Origin of the sequence: Atribacter laminatus (assembly GCF_015775515.1) — a bacterium.
GTDB lineage: Bacteria > Atribacterota > Atribacteria > Atribacterales > Atribacteraceae > Atribacter > Atribacter laminatus.
This window is the reverse complement of the sequence record NZ_CP065383.1, coordinates 250642-268409: the sequence shown is the minus strand read 5'-3', so window position 1 is coordinate 268409 and position 17768 is coordinate 250642. Positions and strand designations below refer to the sequence as shown.

At 39.2% G+C, this 17768-nt stretch carries 19 protein-coding genes; 18 read left to right on the top strand and 1 reads right to left on the bottom strand.

The annotated features are described in order from the left end of the window. Window positions 1–2: 2 nt before the first annotated feature. The 11 genes from RT761_RS01325 to RT761_RS01275 all read left to right on the top strand — a co-directional run bounded on the left by RT761_RS01325 (window position 3) and on the right by RT761_RS01275 (window position 12639). Window positions 3–1334, top strand: coding sequence for a hemolysin family protein (locus RT761_RS01325; protein ID WP_218112300.1), 1332 nt, complete (start codon window positions 3–5; stop codon window positions 1332–1334). Continuing rightward, a complete protein-coding gene (gene xylB, locus RT761_RS01320; RefSeq protein WP_218112299.1) occupies window positions 1309–2826 on the top strand; it encodes a xylulokinase in 1518 nt (505 codons plus the stop codon). Before RT761_RS01325 ends, xylB begins: the two co-directional genes overlap by 26 nt. Window positions 2827–2852: 26 nt before the next feature. After that, window positions 2853–3554, top strand: a complete 702-nt coding sequence (locus RT761_RS01315) for a DUF72 domain-containing protein (RefSeq protein ID WP_218112298.1) — start codon at window positions 2853–2855, stop codon at window positions 3552–3554. An 83-nt stretch (window positions 3555–3637) separates the two neighbouring features. Beyond that, complete coding sequence (locus RT761_RS01310; RefSeq protein WP_218112297.1) at window positions 3638–4177, top strand: HdeD family acid-resistance protein; 540 nt, start codon at window positions 3638–3640, stop codon at window positions 4175–4177. Window positions 4178–4633: 456 nt separating this feature from the next. Continuing rightward, window positions 4634–5599 carry a sugar-binding transcriptional regulator gene (locus RT761_RS01305; RefSeq protein ID WP_218112296.1) on the top strand — a complete coding sequence of 322 codons (966 nt, stop codon included), beginning with the start codon at window positions 4634–4636 and terminating at the stop codon, window positions 5597–5599. A gap of 34 nt (window positions 5600–5633) precedes the next feature. After that, on the top strand, window positions 5634–6494 hold the full coding sequence (locus RT761_RS01300) for a class II fructose-bisphosphate aldolase (RefSeq protein ID WP_218112295.1): 861 nt from the start codon (window positions 5634–5636) through the stop codon (window positions 6492–6494). 84 nt (window positions 6495–6578) lie between these two features. Beyond that, complete coding sequence (locus tag RT761_RS01295; protein WP_218112294.1) at window positions 6579–7826, top strand: ABC transporter substrate-binding protein; 1248 nt, start codon at window positions 6579–6581, stop codon at window positions 7824–7826. 160 nt (window positions 7827–7986) lie between these two features. Continuing rightward, on the top strand, window positions 7987–8886 hold the full coding sequence (locus RT761_RS01290) for a carbohydrate ABC transporter permease (RefSeq protein WP_218112293.1): 900 nt from the start codon (window positions 7987–7989) through the stop codon (window positions 8884–8886). Between the two features lie 32 nt (window positions 8887–8918). Next, window positions 8919–9776: a carbohydrate ABC transporter permease gene (locus RT761_RS01285; RefSeq protein ID WP_218112292.1), complete on the top strand. Its 858-nt coding sequence runs from the start codon at window positions 8919–8921 to the stop codon at window positions 9774–9776. Window positions 9777–10735: 959 nt separating this feature from the next. Beyond that, the gene (locus RT761_RS01280; protein ID WP_425491269.1) at window positions 10736–11668 is read left to right on the top strand and encodes a thiamine pyrophosphate-dependent dehydrogenase E1 component subunit alpha; all 933 of its coding nucleotides are present in this window, start codon (window positions 10736–10738) and stop codon (window positions 11666–11668) included. Then, window positions 11665–12639, top strand: a complete 975-nt coding sequence (locus RT761_RS01275) for an alpha-ketoacid dehydrogenase subunit beta (RefSeq protein ID WP_218112290.1) — start codon at window positions 11665–11667, stop codon at window positions 12637–12639. Before RT761_RS01280 ends, RT761_RS01275 begins: the two co-directional genes overlap by 4 nt. A gap of 228 nt (window positions 12640–12867) precedes the next feature. On the opposite strand, the gene RT761_RS01270 is transcribed toward RT761_RS01275, so the two are convergent. Next, window positions 12868–13647, bottom strand: coding sequence for an HpcH/HpaI aldolase family protein (locus RT761_RS01270; protein ID WP_218112289.1), 780 nt, complete (start codon window positions 13645–13647; stop codon window positions 12868–12870). A 325-nt stretch (window positions 13648–13972) separates the two neighbouring features. On the opposite strand from RT761_RS01270, the gene RT761_RS01265 reads away from it, so the two are divergent. The 7 genes from RT761_RS01265 to RT761_RS01235 all read left to right on the top strand — a co-directional run bounded on the left by RT761_RS01265 (window position 13973) and on the right by RT761_RS01235 (window position 17583). Next, complete coding sequence (locus RT761_RS01265; protein WP_218112288.1) at window positions 13973–14437, top strand: Fur family transcriptional regulator; 465 nt, start codon at window positions 13973–13975, stop codon at window positions 14435–14437. Between the two features lie 60 nt (window positions 14438–14497). Beyond that, complete coding sequence (locus RT761_RS01260; protein ID WP_218112287.1) at window positions 14498–14785, top strand: DUF5320 domain-containing protein; 288 nt, start codon at window positions 14498–14500, stop codon at window positions 14783–14785. Window positions 14786–14808: 23 nt separating this feature from the next. After that, a complete protein-coding gene (locus tag RT761_RS01255) occupies window positions 14809–15189 on the top strand; it encodes a DUF5320 domain-containing protein (protein ID WP_218112286.1) in 381 nt (126 codons plus the stop codon). A 65-nt stretch (window positions 15190–15254) separates the two neighbouring features. Next, complete coding sequence (locus RT761_RS01250) at window positions 15255–15629, top strand: NifB/NifX family molybdenum-iron cluster-binding protein (RefSeq protein WP_218112285.1); 375 nt, start codon at window positions 15255–15257, stop codon at window positions 15627–15629. 519 nt (window positions 15630–16148) lie between these two features. Continuing rightward, the gene (locus RT761_RS01245) at window positions 16149–16514 is read left to right on the top strand and encodes a NifB/NifX family molybdenum-iron cluster-binding protein (RefSeq protein ID WP_218112284.1); all 366 of its coding nucleotides are present in this window, start codon (window positions 16149–16151) and stop codon (window positions 16512–16514) included. A 20-nt stretch (window positions 16515–16534) separates the two neighbouring features. After that, complete coding sequence (locus tag RT761_RS01240) at window positions 16535–16738, top strand: hypothetical protein (protein WP_218112283.1); 204 nt, start codon at window positions 16535–16537, stop codon at window positions 16736–16738. Then, the gene (locus RT761_RS01235; RefSeq protein ID WP_218112282.1) at window positions 16735–17583 is read left to right on the top strand and encodes a nucleotide-binding protein; all 849 of its coding nucleotides are present in this window, start codon (window positions 16735–16737) and stop codon (window positions 17581–17583) included. Before RT761_RS01240 ends, RT761_RS01235 begins: the two co-directional genes overlap by 4 nt. Window positions 17584–17768 lie beyond the last annotated feature (185 nt).

Here is a 17768-nt window from a genome sequence, read left to right as displayed (position 1 = left end):
AAATGAATTATGCAACAACATTACTCCTTATATTCTTTTTAATATTTATTAATGCTTTTTTTGCAGCTTCAGAAATAGCTATTATTTCTTTACGTCGGAGCAAGTTAAAACTCCTGGAAAGCGACAAATCAAAACAAGTTGAGACAGTGAATCGTTTATTAAAAAATCCCAGTCAATTTTTAGCCACCATTCAAATTGGGGTTACGATGGCTGGATTTTTTGCCAGTGCTACCGGTGCAGTTTCGCTGTCGCGTAATCTGGGGAGGAAATTAGAAGCTTCCGGTTTACCAATATTGGGTCGTTTTGGTGAAGAGATAGCATTGATTGCTGTTACTCTAGTCATCTCCTACCTAACTCTGGTATTTGGAGAACTGGTTCCAAAACGAATAGCCATGAGCAACCCAGAAGCTTTATCTATCCGGTTGGCGAAACCCTTAGAATACTTACTTATTGCTTTTAAGCCAATGGCACTTATTCTTTCAGCATCAACCGATTTTATCTCCCGTCTGTTTGGTATTACCCATATTGACCATTCAACTCATACCGATGAAGAGCTCCGAATATTTATCACTGAACAAAGGACAGTTCCTATTGAGGAAAAGGTCTTAATCAATGAAGTATTTGAGTTTGGAGATACCATGGCTTATGAAGTTATGACTCCTCGAACTGACATGGTTTGCATCGAAGACAACTCGACCCTGAAAGATTTTCTTGATTTATCGATGAATTCTCATTTCTCGAGAATACCGGTTTTTCGAGATGATTTGGATAATATTTTAGGGTTTGTTCATATTAAAGATGTTCTTCCTTCTTTGGAAAAATTAGAAAATGGTGAATTGAAAGTCCGACAGTTCATTCGACCGGTTCATTTTATCCCAGCTACTAAAAAAATTATTGAACTTCTCAGAGAACTTCAGCAAAAAAGAATTCATATGGCAATCGTTTTGGATGAATATGGAGGAACAGCTGGATTAGTAACCATCGAGGATCTTCTCGAAGAACTGGTTGGTGAAATTCATGATGAACATGATCAAGAAGCCCCGCCTTATCGCCAGGTTGGCGAAAATGAATATTTAGTGGGCGCTTCGACTCCAATTGTTGATTTGAACGAACTGCTATTTCTTCAAATCCCCGAAAGTGAGGAATTCGAATCAATCGGTGGATTAGTAATGGAGCATTTGGGAAAAATACCGGAATTGGGTGAAATAGTTGATATTGACCATTATCAAATTAAAGTTGAAAGAATGAAAGGAAAAAGAATTGTCACTCTGCGTTTAATAGTAAAAAATCTAAAGGAGGAAGAAAACCATGGCGAAACTGATCTTAGCTCATGACTTGGGAACAACCGGGAATAAGGCGACTTTGTTTGATGAAAATGGTTGTTTAATTTCAAGTGATTTTTTTGGCTATGAAACTTACTTCCTTGATTCTTTATCAGTTGAGCAAAACCCGGAAGATTATTGGGAAGCGGTGACCATCTCGACTCAAAGGCTTATTAAAAAAAGCGGTTTTAATGCCAACGAAATTGCCGTAGTGAGCTTTTCCGGTCAGCAGATGGGTGCTTTGCCGATTGATACTGACGGGAAGCCCCTGCATAGAATTTTAATTTGGGCTGATCGACGAGGAGTCAATGAGGTCAATTGGGTTAAAGAAAGAATCGATGAAGATCAAATATATAAGATTAGCGGGCATCGTTTAAGCCCGAATTATTCCATGGCGAAGATCCTCTGGTTAAAGAATAATTATCCAGATGTCTATAAAAATACCAGATATTTTCTTATGGCAAAGGATTATATTGTTTATCGGTTAACTGGAAATTTTGCCAGTGATTATTCAGATGCTTCCGGTACCAATTTATTTGATTTGGTAAAAGAAACCTGGTCTGATGAAATTTTAGACGCAGTTCAAATCGATCCAGCTAAACTTCCACCACTCTATGCTTCCTCGGAGGTGATAGGAGCAGTAACACCAGAAGCAGCACAAGAAACCGGATTAGTTCCTGGTACACCGGTAGTCATTGGCGGGGGAGATGGTCCCTGTGCTGCTGCTGGCGCTGGAGTGGTGAGAGAGGGTCAGGCTTATAATTATTTAGGTTCTTCTGCCTGGATTGCCTTAGCAAGTAAAAGCCCGTTTTACGATCGAGAAAAAAGGAATTTTACCTTTCACCATCTATCCAAAGGCTTATTTATGCCCACTGGTACCATGCAAGCGGCAGGTGGCTCTTACCAGTGGTGCCGAGATGCCATTTGTGAAAGAGAAAAAGCCCTTGCTTGTGAGCTTGGCCTCAGCCCTTATGATTTAATGAATTTAAAAGCAAGCAAAATTCCGGCCGGAGCTGAAAATCTTTTGTTCCTGCCCTATCTTCTTGGGGAACGGGCCCCCTGGTGGAACCCCCACGCTCGGGGTACATTTATCGGCTTAACTGCACGCCATCGAAAACCTCATATGATTAGAGCAGTCCTTGAAGGAGTGAGTTTTAATTTACGGATTATCCTGGATGCTTTCCGAGAACAAGGTATAGAGATTGAAAATATGCGTGTCATTGGCGGAGGAGCTCGAGGCGCATTCTGGGCTCAGGTTTTATCCAGCATGTTTAATATGGAGATACTACGTCCAAAGTATCTTGAAGAAGCGACTTCTTTGGGTGCTGCAATTGCCGGGGGAGTTGGGGTAGGTATTTTCCCTGGGTTCGACATTGCTGAGAAATTAATAGAAATCAAAGATAGTTATCAACCTTTTCCTGAAGACGTCAAAACCTACGACCGACTTTATCCGGTTTTTATTCAAGCCTATAAATCTTTAATCCAGGTATTTGATTGCTTATAAGAAAAAATCAGGAGGGGATTTTTTTCTTGGAGTTCTATGTTGGAACCAGTGGTTGGTATTATTCTTGGAATAAGGAAAAGAATTTTACCTGGTATGTAAATAATAGTCAGCTAAACGCCGTTGAACTCAATGCCAGTTTTTATCGCTTCCCCTTTCCAAATCAAATAAAATCCTGGGCACAAAAGGGGACAGGTATTCGTTTTTCCATTAAAGTTTCCCGACGAATTACCCATATTCATCGTTTAAACCAAAATTCTTATGCAATATGGGAAGCCTTTGTCAATCTTTTTAAGCCTCTTCAAAGTCTTATTGATTTTTACTTATTTCAGTTTCCTCCCTCGTTCACCACGAAACAATTCGATACTTTCGTTCGCTTTTTTACCAATATTCCCCGCTCATTTAATAGCCTGTTAGCGATCGAAATGAGAAATTCCGAGTGGTATCAAAAAAAATGGATCAAAGAGCTGGAGCAAATTTCAGTTGTTTTTGTAAGCGTGGACAGTCCTGATCTTCTGAATAAAATTATTCTCTCCAATAATATTATCTACATGCGTTTTCATGGAAGAACCGAATGGTACAACCATAACTATCTTCCTTATGAACTGGAAGAAGCTGTCAACCAATGTTGTTCTTTAAAGCCGGAGAAAATCTATGCTTTTTTTAATAATGACCACTTTATGCTCGATAACGCGCAATATTTTTATCGCCTTTTAAAAGAGAGAGTTTAAATTAAATTTTTCAATACAAATACCGATATCATATTTAATGAGTTCATTCTATCAAATGAGGGAAAATCAAGGAGGTTAAAGCAATGTTATTTGAACAAAAAGTATTTACCGGTAGCTGGAGTTCTTTGGTTTGGAGAGGGATTATAGCAATAATAATTGGCTTGATGATTTTAGCTTGGCCGGCAATTAGCGTGGTGGCTTTTCTTCGGTTAATCGGTTTAGTAGCTATTATTGGTGGAATAATGGTAATCATCCAAGCGATGAGAACCAAAGGAGGATGGCCGCTCATTCTGGAAGGAATAATGAGTATTATAATCGGGATTTTGGTGATCTCAATGCCCGGAATGTCGGCATTGGTTATTACGCTTCTCATTGGATTTTGGATGTTATTTATTGGTATTTTTCAAATTATCAATGTTATTCAGTTTTATCGAATTCTTCCCAATACTGGAAAATGGTTAATCATTCTCAATGGTATCGTTTCAATTTTATTTGGTATTATTGTCGTGTCTCGTCCTCTGCTGGGAGTTCTTCTTATCGTATCATATGTAGGAATATATGCTTTGTTGTTTGGAGTCATCTCCTTATTTAGCGGATTTTACATCCATAGTCTGAGCAAATAGAGGAGGGGAGGTCCGTCCTCTTCTTCGATGGGAGAGCACTTTACTTCTTTTCCTCTCCCCCTGGTAGAAGAGAATTTCTCCTCTTTTTTCCTCTCTCTTTGCTAAAAAAAGGTGGGAATTATCGATTCTTGAATAAATATTTTTCATTTTCGTTTGGTTAAAAATAAGTGGCATAGGATCTTTCCTGAAAATACCATCAAATGAATTTTTTAATCCGACATCCTGAGCCCTCGCAATTTGAGGGCGTGAGGACCTCATTCTTTCTTTTTCCCAATCGCCTACTTTCTCGATTCTTCAATGCCATTACTGGTTATAAGTTCAAGAATCAAGACCTGACCCTCAGAATAGTGAACATTTGTCTTAATATAGACATATGTTGAGAACAAATGTATAATATTTTTAAGGTTTTTTTGGAGGGTCAGAATTTAAATTCATTTTATTAAAGGGTGTTGAAGTATGGATTTGGATAATCAATCCCTCATCGTTCAAGTTTGCAGAATGTACTATGAACAAAAAATGACACAACAAGAAATTGCCGAATCACTTAAAATGTCGCGAACAAAAATTGTGCGACTCATACAAGAAGGCCATGAGTTGGGTATTGTCCAAATTCGAGTTATTGACCCTTCAGAATCGACTTATCAAGATTTGAGTAAAAAACTGATGTCTTTTTTCCCGCTCAAAATTTTAGAAATTGTTCCAAACAGCGATCCTGAAAGCCCTCTTTTATATAAAAATTTAGCCAAAAGAGCACTACGAGTTTTTATGAATTATATTGGACCGAATAAAAAAATTGGAATAGGGTGGGGAAAAAGTATTTATGCCTTTATTAATGAATTTTCTGATGAGAATCTTACCTTTTTGCAGCCTTCTTGGATCCCAATGATTGGAGGTTTGGGTGAAGCAGAACAGTATTTTCAGGTGAATGAAATAATACGGGCTTTACAAAGAAAGTTAGGTGGTATAAGCCACTCCCTTCATGCTCCGGCATTGGTTGAATCGCAGAAAATTAAAGAAACCCTATTTACTGATAGTGGGATTCAATCAGTAGTAAGAAAATGGCAAGAATTAGATATCGCCATTATTGGTATTGGTTCAATCAAGTCAAGAAAACCATCCAACCCACCATTACTGCATATTAAATACTTGCCCGATGAAGACCGAAGAGAAATACTTCGTTCCAATGCGGTTGGAGATATTCTTTCACGTTTTTTTGATAAATTCGGTCAGCAGTGCAACTTTGAATCCAACCCAAGAATAATCGGCATAAGTTTAGAACAATTAGCTCAAACTTCACTGTCCTTGGCAATTGCTGGTGGAGAACATAAAGCAGAAGCAATTTTGGGAGCTTTGCATGGTGGATACATAAATGGATTGATAACTGATGAGTCAGCAGTAAAAAAAATCATCAGTCTAATTTAATAAGCTAAAACTAATTCAGTACAAAGGAGAAAGTATGCTTTATTTTTCACCTTTAGAGTTGATTTTGAAAGCAAAACAAGAAAAAGTTGCCTTAGGGTCTTTTAATGTTTTTAATAATGAAATGTTCCATGCGGTTACCATAGCAGCTTTAAAGAAAAAATCTCCTGTTATTATTGCGACTGGAGAGGTAGACATTCAATATTTTCCCCCTGAACTAGCCGTATCCTTGATGAAAATTTATTCCAAGAAATTTGATATTCCCTTTCTCCTTCATTTGGATCATTGTACTCAGGTTGAATTAGCGGAAAAATGCTTGCGATGTGGCTATTCTTCAATAATGTTTGATGGCTCTCAGCTTCCCTATGAGGAAAATGTTGAGAAAACTCGATCGGTAGTAAAAATTGCCCAATGGTTTGGAGTGCCTGTTGAAGGTGAGTTGGGAGTGATTTTAGGAACTCGCGAATTTTTCGAATCAACCACCCAAAAGGACGATCAACTCAAGATTACCGATCCGGAAGCAGCTCGGGATTTCGTTTTAAGAACTGGAATTCATACTTTAGCTCCATCAATTGGTTCAGCTCACGGTGTTTATGTTAAGAAGCCAAAAATACATTTTGATATATTGAAGCGAATATCGAAAGCAACCAAAATACCATTAGTTCTTCATGGAGGTTCGGGAATACCGGTTGAAGATGTGCATCGTTGCATCGAAGAAGGAGTAGCAAAAGTTAACGTGGGAACTGATTTAAGAAGGACTTTGGTAGATACCATAGTTCATGAAGGGGTAAATCCCTATGTTGAAGCAAGAACCGTCATGGAAAAATCCAGAGATGCAATTGTGACAGTTGTTGAAAATTGGTTGGATATTCTAAAAAGCTCTATCATTCTTCAGTAAATACCAAAAAAGAGGAGGTGTTTTTAATTTAAAGTACATTTCATAATTTTACTTCTAAAAAAAATATAAAGGGAGGAAAAGATCATGAAGTCTTTAATGAAAATGTTTTTAGTTGGAATCTTGGTAGTTTTTCTATTAGGAAGTGTGGCTATGGCAGCCGACCCAGTAACAATTCGGTTTTGGGGTGGATGGACCGGACCGGATAAATTTGGCATGGAAAAAATTGTTAATAATTTTATGGCAGAAAATCCAGATATTAAAGTGGAATTTTTTACTGCCCCTTGGACGGAAGTATTTACAAAATTTAGTACGACCTATGGAACTAATGCTTCTCCAGACCTTTTAGCTATGCATGTCTCTGATATATCTCAATTTGCCACTCGCGGAATGTTAATGAATGTTGAAGATATAGCTATTTCCAATAATATTAAAGCAGAAGATTTCCCATTGAATGTTTGGGAAGGTCAATTTTACGATGGGGAACAATACGGGATTCCACTCGATTACCATCCTATGGCCGTTTATAAAAATGCCGATATGTATACTGCTGCTGGTATCGATCCCAATATAACCTGGAATACCATGGAATCTTTTATCGATTCGATGCAGAAAACAACCAAAGATGATGTTTTCGGCTTAGCAATTGGCGTCAACCATTCTCATACCATGCGCTATTGGTATGGCTGGTTATTCCAACAAGAAGGCGGAGCTTTCTTGAATGAAGAACAAAACCAAGCTGTTTTTAATAGCGATCAGGGTGTAAAGGCACTCCAATTCATGCATGATTTGAGCTATAAATATCAAGTGGTTCCTCCACATGAAAGCGATATCGACAAGGACTTTCTGAGTGGGAAAGTTGCCAATCTTATGGAAGGACCATGGTGGGTTCCTGGAGTCAAAGAGCAAAAAGACCTAAATATAGTTGTTGCACCGTTCCCTCAAGTTTTCGAAAAGCCAGCAGTTTGGGCTGGATCACATACTTTAACTCTTCCAAAACGTGCTGATCAAGCCAAAATCGAAGCGACTATTAAGCTGCTAAGCTATATCGTGACTCACAGCGTTGATTGGGGAAATTCAGGCCAAATACCGGCGTCTTTGTCGGTTATTCAAAGCGAAGCTTATAAAAATCTCCCCGATTATAAGTACTACAAAGTATTTATTGAACAAGCTAACAACATTCACTTTGAACCCTTAGTCGTCCAAACTGCCAGCTTTGGAGCTGACAATACCATGTCGCCGGTTCTCAATGCTATATTAGCGGTAATGTTGGATGAAGCAGATCCCAAGGAAGCTCTGGATTTAGCAGTGAGCGAAATAAATGCTATTTTTTAAATGCGAGTTATTTGATTTAAGTTAAAATGGATTATGGGGGTTGAAATGGATATTCTTCAGCCCCCCAATAATGTTAAGATAAGAGTGACCAAACAAAAATTTAGTTTTCATTCTTCCTATATAGGAGGAGAGATTTTAACAAAATGTATAGGAATGAAAAATGAATAATCAATCCTTATCTAAAAAGAAGAATGTTCTGTCGAAAATCGTTGAATCTCCATTTCTTTATTTAGCTCCTTATTTTGCTTTATTTTTTCTCTTCAAACTTGGCCCGATTGTTTCGAACTTTTTTGTGAGTTTATACGAACTTGATATAGTTGGTTCGGGGCAGTTTGTTGGGATTAAAAATTATAGCCGCTTAGTTGCCGATAAGCTTTTTTGGATTGCATTAAAAAACACCTTTTACTATTTAGCCTTAGTTGGGCCAATCAATGTTATTGGAGGTTTTTTTATTGCTTTGCTTTTAAACAAACCTCTCCGGGGGAGAGCTATAGCTCGGGCAGCAGTTTTTATGCCTTATATCATAATGGTTACAGTTGTCGGTGCTTTATGGAGATGGATTTTGGAAGGAAATTATGGAATTTTAAACCATTATCTTCAAATGATATTAAAAATTGAACCAATTTACTGGCTCACTTCATCTTCAACAGCAATGTTGGGAGTTGTAATGGCTTCGGTCTGGTGGACGATTGGATACAATACAGTGATATTTCTGGCAGGGCTTCAAGATGTTCCCCGAGAATTAATGGAAGCTGCCGAAATCGATGGAGCAGGCTCCTTTCGAAGATTAATTCATGTTATTATTCCCTGTCTTCGGTCAACTACTTTTTTTGTGGTTCTTACTACCATCATTTATTCTTTACAAGTTTTTGGTCAGGTTTATACGATGACCGGAGGAGGACCACGATACAGCACTCTGGTTCTTGTCCAACATCTTTACATTAACGGTTTTCGTTTGTTTAAATTAGGGTATTCCTCAACCATTAGTGTTGTTTTATTTATAGTTATTTTCCTTATTTCAATGGGGATATTTAGGGTGAATAAACAGACTTTGAGTTAATATTAATCATGTTTATTAAGAGGTGAGCCCAGTTGCAGGAAAAGCTTAAAAGATCTACGCCGATACCGATGAAAGTAATTCTCTATTTGGTCATGATTGTTTTAATTCTTATTGCTCTGGCTCCCACTTTGTGGATGGTTTCAACATCCCTAAAGCCCAAATGGGAGGTATTTGAAAGCCAAGTACGTTGGATTCCAAATACATTAACCCTTGACAATTATAAACGTGCTTTTGAGTTATTGCCTTTGTTTAATTGGTTGAATAACAGCGCAGTAACGGCGGTCTTTACTCTTGTTCTAACTTTATTTTGTGATATCCTCATTGCTTATGCCTTTGCCAAAATGGAATTTAAAGGGAAAAATTTCCTTTTTGCTCTGGTTCTTATTACCATAATGGTTCCCATTTATTCAACAGCCGTTCCTATGTATAAGTTAACCCGTTGGATGAATCTCATCGATACCAAAACCGGGATTATCCTTCCTCAAGCAGCCGAAGCCATAGGGGTATTTTTGCTTACCCAGTTTTTTAGAAGTATCCCAAGAGAGCTGAACGAAGCTGCCAAAATTGATGGAGCTAGTCAATGGACTACGATCTGGAAGGTTGTTGTTCCTCTCTCAATACCGGCAATAACCGTGCTGGTTATTTTAACTTTAGCCAATTCTTGGAATAATTTTTTCTGGCCTTTGGTTATTGCCCAAAGTAATAGCTCGATAACTTTGCCGGTCGGGTTATCGAGTGTTATGTCGGGAGTGAGCGAGGGAGCGGAGGCAAGAGAGTATGGTTTAATCATGGCAACATCTATTATCGCATCTTTACCGACTATTATTGCCTTTTTATTTTTGCAAAGGAAATTTATAGAAGGAATATCGATGACAGGCATTAAAGGATAGTTTAATGAGGCAATTGCTATCTCGTTTTGCCTATCGCAATGATGATTCAGAGTTCCTTCTCCCCTGATGGGAGAAATTTGGGATAAGAGGGAAATTTAGACAATTCGCTTCTCACTATTTTATTGGATAGACGGTCATGCTGCCTAACAGTACCAGATGAGGATGAAAAACCAAGATTCGACATGCCATGGCATGTCGCTACATGAATTAAAGAATGGGCACAATACATTGTGCCCTGCAATGTTATATTCTTTGGTAGGGGCTTGATTTATCATGCCCGTGATTTTTCAGGGTAGCCCTTATGTTGCTTTGCAACATCAAATGAGGATGAAAATATATACTCAAGAACCAATCTCCCCCCCCTTAGCAAAGGGGTAGGGAGATTTGAGTTTTTTTCTGCTCCGTCATTGCGAGGAGCGTCCTATGCGACGTGGCAATCTCACCCGCCCGCTCCGTCATTGCGAGGAGCGTCTTGTGCGACGTGGCAATCTCTACCATCCACTTAGTCATTCTGAGGAGTCCGGTGTTTTTGCCGGACGACGTAAGAATCTCATCATTTAAAGTATTTATGAAGAAAAAACTTAAAAGATGAGATCCTCACGCCCTCAAAAAGCGAGGGCTCAGGATGACCGATTAAAGGCACACCCCCCTTTATCCCCCCTCAATGGGGGAGTTTATAAGATGGTATTTTCAGGATAGACCTTCATGCTGCCTAGCAGCATCGGATGACAATGAAAATATACTAAAGAATCAACCTTCTCCTTTAGAAAAGAGGGCAAGGGGGATTTGAATTTAATGGTAACGAATCGATTCCCGAACTATCTCCCTTTATCCAAAGGGAGAGATGGATATAAAGGGAATTTGGTTGAAATTGTATTCTAGGAAAGAAAATTACCTGGGGAGGCTTTATTGTGTCATTATCTAAGGAAGAAAAACTTTATATCGATGCCTATCGAAATATGCTTCGAATACGATTATTTGAATCTAAAGTCCTCGATTTATTTCTTAAAAACTATATTCGTGGACCAGTTCATTTGTATTTAGGAGAAGAGGCTATTGCAGTTGGAGTATGTTCGGCACTTCAAAAAGATGATTATATAACCAGTACCCATCGTGGCCACGGACATTGTATCGCTAAAGGTGGCGATGTTAAAAAAATGATGGCTGAGCTATTGGGGAAAAGCACCGGTTATTGCAAAGGGAAGGGCGGATCAATGCATATTACCGATATGAGCTTGGGGATATTAGGAGCTAACGGGATAGTCGGCGCTGGAACACCCATTGCCGTTGGTGCCGGATATGCACTTCATCTTCAAAAAAGTAACCAAATAGTTGCCTGTTTCTTTGGCGATGCTGCTACCAATCAAGGTTCGGTTCATGAGGCGATGAACATGGCTTCAATCTGGAAGCTTCCAGTTTTATTTATTTGCGAAAACAATCTTTATGGCATTAGTACCTGTATCCGTGATGTTTGTCGATTGGATGATATTGCAAAAAGAGCTGAAGGGTATGGATTTTCAGGAATAACCATCGATGGTAACGACTTTTTCCAGGTTTATGAGACGACAAAAACAGCGGTAGAAAAGATCCGGCAAAATGGTGGACCGATATTAATCGAGGCTAAAACCTATCGACACGAAGGTCATGATATTGGAGATCCTGAAGTTTACCGATCCAGTAAAGAAGTGGAACAGTGGAAGCAAAAAGATCCGCTGTTAAGAATGGAAAGAGATTTACTTGACCGAAATATTTTAACTCAGGATATCATTGACCAAATGAGAAGCCAAATACGAAAAGAAATTGATCAGGCGGTTCAATTCGCTTTTGATAGTCCGGAGCCGCCAAAAGAAGAATTACTAACCGATATTTTTGTGAAAGAAGGAGAACTATGAGAGAAATTACCTTTTCGCAAGCATTGAATGAAGCGCTTCGTGAAGAAATGATTCGTGATGAAAAAGTGTTTCTTATGGGCGAAGATATTGGTTTGCACGGTGGGGCTTTTGGAGTAACCAAAAACTTAGTAAAAGAATTTGGTTCTGAAAGGGTGAGAAATAGTCCACTTTCCGAAGCCGGAATAGCTGGAATTGCTGTTGGAGCAGCTTTGTTAGATATGAAACCCGTTGTAGAGTTTATGTTTATAGATTTTACAACGATTGCAATGGATCAAATTATCAATCAAGCTGCGAAAATCAGATATATGACCGGTGGGCAGGCAAAAGTACCAGCAGTATTTCGAACTCAGGGAGGAGGGGGAACTGGTAGCGCAGCACAACATTCACAAAGCCTTGAGAATTTATTTTGTTATATTCCCGGCTTAATGGTTGTAATGCCTTCAACCCCTTATAATGCCAAAGGGTTACTCAAATCTTCAATTCGGAATCCGAATCCGGTTGTTTTTATTGAACATAAATTACTTTATTCGAAAAAAGGAGATGTACCCGAAGAGGAATATCTTTTGCCCTTAGGAAAAGCTAACCTGATGAAAAAAGGCCGGGATATAACTTTCATATCCTACTCGAGAATGGTTCATGTTGCTCTTGATGCAGCCGATCAGCTTGCTCAGGAAGGGATTGATGTCGAGGTTATTGACCTGCAGACCCTTTCTCCAATTGATAAAGAGACAATTTTTCAATCAGTTCAGAAAACAGGAAAGTGTCTAACAATTGAAGAGGACTGCAAGAGCTCGGGTTTTGGAGCCGAAGTCGCAGCTTCGATTGGGGAAGAATGTTTTGATTATTTGGATGCTCCGGTTCGGAGAATTGCTGCTGCAGATGTCCCAGTTCCTTTTGCAGCTTCTCTTGAATCTGAAGCCCTCCCCGATGTGGACAGGATAATCAGGACTACAAAAATGATGAACTCTTAAGAACCTTTGGTCTTTTTAATGCCATTAACAAAAATGTACTGCCAAGATGCATAGCTATATTAAACAATGAAGTAAGTACTTGCTTCCTCCTTTAGAGGGGGTAAGTACTTACAGAGTTTAAATTTCTTCTCCCTTCAAAAGAGAAAGTGAAGATACGGGTGTAACAAAAATAGTTAATCCTTTGAGACAAATATACAGTGTTTATCTAACTCAAGGTTCACTACTTCATCATTGATTACAGTTTTTACGCATTTCCGTCACTACTGCCTTGGATCCAGTTAAAAGCATGTTAATGTCGCTGTTAACCCAGAAAAATTGCACTCCTTCCGATATCCAACTTCTTGCTAAACTAGGGTTGGCATAAGCAACGCCAGAAGGAATTTTAAAATCCCGACACCTTTGAATCACCTTTCTAATTAATAAAAGGACGTCTTCATGGATGAATTCACAGGGATGACCTATTGAAAGAGAAAGATCGGCCGGGCCGATTAGAATCACATCGATTTCAGGGATGGAAAGAATGCTGTCGAGGTTCTGAACCGCTTGCTGGTTTTCAATTTGAACAATGAGCAAAGTCGTATCATTTTGATCTTGAATAAAGTCAGCTGGAGAAGTTGGACAATAGCCAGTGGCAGTTCCTCCCGGGTAAAGACCTCTTTTCCCTTTAGGAGGATATTTCATCATTTCAATGACTTGAAGGACTTCTTCGGCAGAAGTAATTCGAGGAACGACGATCCCTCGAGCGCCTTGGTCAAGATTTCGGCAAATTACTTCATAATCGATGGCTGGAATACGAACTATTGGAGCAATACCACAATTTCTTGCCATTCGATATATTTGAGAAGCTTCTGAAATTGTAAATGAAGTATGTTCCATATCAACGACAATAAAATCCAACCCAGCGGCTGCATATATTTCGGCAATGGCTGGGGAGCGAACTTCGTTAACTTCACTTCCTACAACGATTTTACCTTGTTGTAGATTTTTTCTAAGGTTTTTTATGTCCATTTTTGATCCATCCTTAACTAAATATTCATTATTTTCAGAGATTTATAAATTCGTTTTCATATTATACGATAATAATCAGTTTTTATTATGATGTAGGTATTATTTGTTTATCCGGAAAATACATATCACCATCATCCTCACCCTCTCTCATCAAGAAAGATCATTTTCATCCTCATCTACTGCTATCATATATCAAGATTTTAATTTTTATAAAAAGAACCTTAAACCCCATAATTATCTCTTGACAAAAGGATAGAAAGGTCTGATAATATAACCAATAATGAAAACCATTTTCAATAAGATTAATAAAAGGAGCTCATAGAAAATGCGTAAATGCTGGTGGCGAGGGAAATTTGAAGGAGCAGGCTTACGGTTAACGTCGCCTCGCCTAGCAATTATCGATATTCTCAGTAAAACAACGAAACATCCCAGTGCTGAGGACATTTATCTAACCCTGCGACAAAAGTATAACAATGATAATATTGGACTCACTACGGTCTATCGAACCTTAGAAATTTTAGTCAATATGGGGATTGTCTATAAATTTGATTTTGGTGACGGTCGAACACGATACGAGCTTTCGGAAGGACCGGATGGTTTTCATCATCATCATCATTTGGTTTGTACCGAATGTGGTCGAATTATAGATTATACAGATTTTATTGATGAAGAAAAAGAATTGCTGGATCGAACTGAAAAAGGGCTTGCTGAGAAATATCATTTCCAGATTCATAAACACCTTATTCAGTTTTATGGCTTATGTGAAAACTGTCAGTTGAATAAATCATAGATTTTTTTTATTTTATAAATGAAAATGGTTTTCAATAGCAATAAAAGGGAGGTGTATTAGATGCCCGGACTTGATGGCACCGGACCTTTAGGTTTAGGACCGATGACTGGATGGGGAAGAGGTTATTGTGTAACCTCTCTTGGTCCTCATCTTAACCAGTTTTGGTTAAGAGGTTCACCGAGGTATTTCGGTGGACGTTTTCTGGGTCGGTTTGGTAGGGGGAGAGGTCGTGGGTGGCGACATTTGTATTACGCTACCGGGATTCCCGGATGGGCAAGAGCCCAGTACGGCTATCCTTTAATAGGACCAATGGGATATTATTACTCACCGAGAGGCTATTATTGTTGATTAAATAAAGGAGGTATTTTGATATGCCAAGAGGAGATGGAACCGGACCAATGGGCATGGGGCCCATGACGGGGAGAGCAGCTGGATATTGTGCTGGTTATGATGTACCAGGATACATGAATCCAGCGTTTGGAAGATTTGGGTTTGGACGTGGTTGGTTTGGCCGAGGAGGCGGTCGTGGTTGGAGAAACTGGTACTATGCAACCGGACTTCCCGGATGGTCAAGAGCCCAATATTATAATCCGCCATTTGCGCCTGCTTGGGGAAATGTTCCGCCGCCAACAAATCCACAGGAAGAAGCAGAAGTATTAAAAGAACAGGCTGAATTTCTCAAGCAACAACTGGAGGAAATCGACAAGCGGATTGGAGAACTTCAAAAAAGCCAACCAAAAGAAAATTCGTAGAACAAGATAGGGAGAGGGAAATTAATTTCCCTCTCCTCCATACCCTAACATTGGGAGGTTTTTTCATGATAAGGATTGCTATATCAACCGATGGAAACCAGGTATCACCGCATTTTGGTCGTTGCGCAACCTATACCATTATTGATTTAGAAGATGGAAAAGTCATAGCTCAAGAAGTTATTGAGAATCCCGGTCATGAACCAGGATTTCTACCTCAATATCTTCGCAAAGGCGGAGTTAATGCGATCGTAGCTGGAGGTATGGGTCCTCGGGCACAAAATCTTTTTCAAGAAGTAGGAATTGATGTCTATCTTGGAGCAGAAGGACCAATTGATGAAGTTATAAAAAAGTTACAGAAAGGGACTCTCATTGCTGGTGAAAGTACATGTACCCATGAACAAGACTCAGGGAATGGAGATTGTGATCATCACCACGATTAATTCACAGTTTAACACAGTGAAGTGAGACATAGAAAACCTTTATGGTAATTAACAGTGTTAGATGAGGATGAAAATAGGTTGCCCCCTCACCCTAACCCTCTCCCACGAAGGGGTGATGTAAAAAATTTTCACACTTAATACATAGGGAGAAGAAAAATGAAAAATATTATACCTAAGAGATTGCCACGTCCTCGCAATGACGATTCAGAGTTCTTCTCCCTTAATGGGAGAAGGTGAGGATGAGGGTGAAAGCCTTGGTTGAGGTTCTGGTTGGTTGTTCTTAAAGAGTTAGTTATAAAATTGGTTCCGGTATTTTCAGGATAAACTCTCATACCACAGGTGTGGTGCCACAAAGGATTGAAAATAGGCTTTTCCGCTTCACCTTTTTTCTTTACGAACAGAAGAGAGGATAGCAAGAAGGTGAGTTTTTCCACCAGGAAGAAAATACCGAAAGGAAGATGGCGAGAGGGAGAATAAACTCCTTCTCATATGAATCCACGAAGGAAGGAAGGATATATTATGAAAATCGTAATTACTTCGCAAGGAAAGACTCTTAAAGATGACCTCGATCCCAGATTTGGCCGATGCCAGTATTTTTTAATTGTCGATGATGAAACAAATGAGGTAGAAGCCATTCCCAATCCGCAGATTTCGGCGGGAGGTGGAGCTGGAATTCAAACCGCTCAGTTTATGGTTGATCGAGGAGTTAAAGCAATCCTAACAGGAAATATGGGTCCCAATGCCTCAAAAGTATTGAATGAGGCAGGAATTAAAGTCTATATTAATAATAGCGGGACGGGAGAATCGGCACTTAATGATTTTAAAAATGGGAAGTTGACTCCTACAACTCAAGCGAATGTTTCTTCTCATTTTGGTTTGAAATAGTTGAAAAGGAGGATAAAACGATGCGTGGATTAGGGAATCGATCTTCAGGTGGTGGAGGAAAAGGGATGGGACGAGGAGGTGGAGCAGGAGCCGGTCCGGGTGGAGTTTGTGTATGTCCACAGTGTGGAACCAAAGTTCCACACCAACCAGGCGTCCCCTGTTTTCAGGTTAAGTGTCCGCAATGTGGAACAAATATGGTTCGAGAAGGTATAACACCATCATGAAAATTGCGGTAGCCAGCGGAAAAGGAGGAACCGGCAAAACACTAATCGCGACGAGTTTGGCACAAACTATTTCGCGATCAAAGTCGGTAATATTTCTTGATGCAGACGTAGAAGCACCAAACGCTCATTTTTTTTTAAAACCCGACTTTTTTGAGAACCAAACCGTAACCTCGTTTACTCCTTTGGTGATAGAAGATCGATGTGATGGTTGTGGAAAATGTGTTGAATTTTGTGCCTATAATGCGTTGGCTTTAGTGAACAAGAAAATACTTTTTTTCCCGGAGCTTTGTCATAGCTGTCAAGGATGTCGGGTGGTTTGCCCACAGGCAGCCATTGAAAAGGATCAAACGATAAAAGGTACAATAGAAAAGGGGAAGACTTCGGATGGTATTGATTTTAGACGAGGAATTCTGAATATTGGGGAGCCGAGATCTCCTGTGATTATTAATGTTTTAAAAAAGAATCTTCCCCAAGAGTCGAATCAAGTTATTATTATTGATTGTCCACCTGGAACAGGTTGTGCACTCGTAGCAGCGGTTGAAGATACTGACTATTGTTTATTGGTTACTGAGCCAACACCTTTTGGTTTCTCAGACCTTAAAATGGCAGTTGCCGTTATCGAAGAACTTCATATTCCATTTGGGGTTATCATCAATAAACATGGTTTAGACGGAAATAAAACCGAAGTTTTTTGTCGGGAAAAAGGTATTGAAATTTTAGGGAGAATACCATTTGAAAAGTCGATTGGAGAAAAATACGCTCAAGGCATGACCCTTATAGATGGAGAAAACAATTATGCTCAAGAGCTTTTAGCGATTTTTAAAAGAATAGAAACCAAGAATTAGGCTTCAATTCTTCTTCCTTGTTGGGAGAAGGTTAGGATGAGGATGAAAACCCTGGATTCAGATCCAGGGTTGGTGTTTTAAAATGAAGCTTTCAGAAGATATCCAAGTTTCCCCCCTCACCTTAATCCTCTCCCACCAGGGGAGAGGAAAAAAGAGAGAAATGGTTCTTCCGCCAGGGGAGAGGA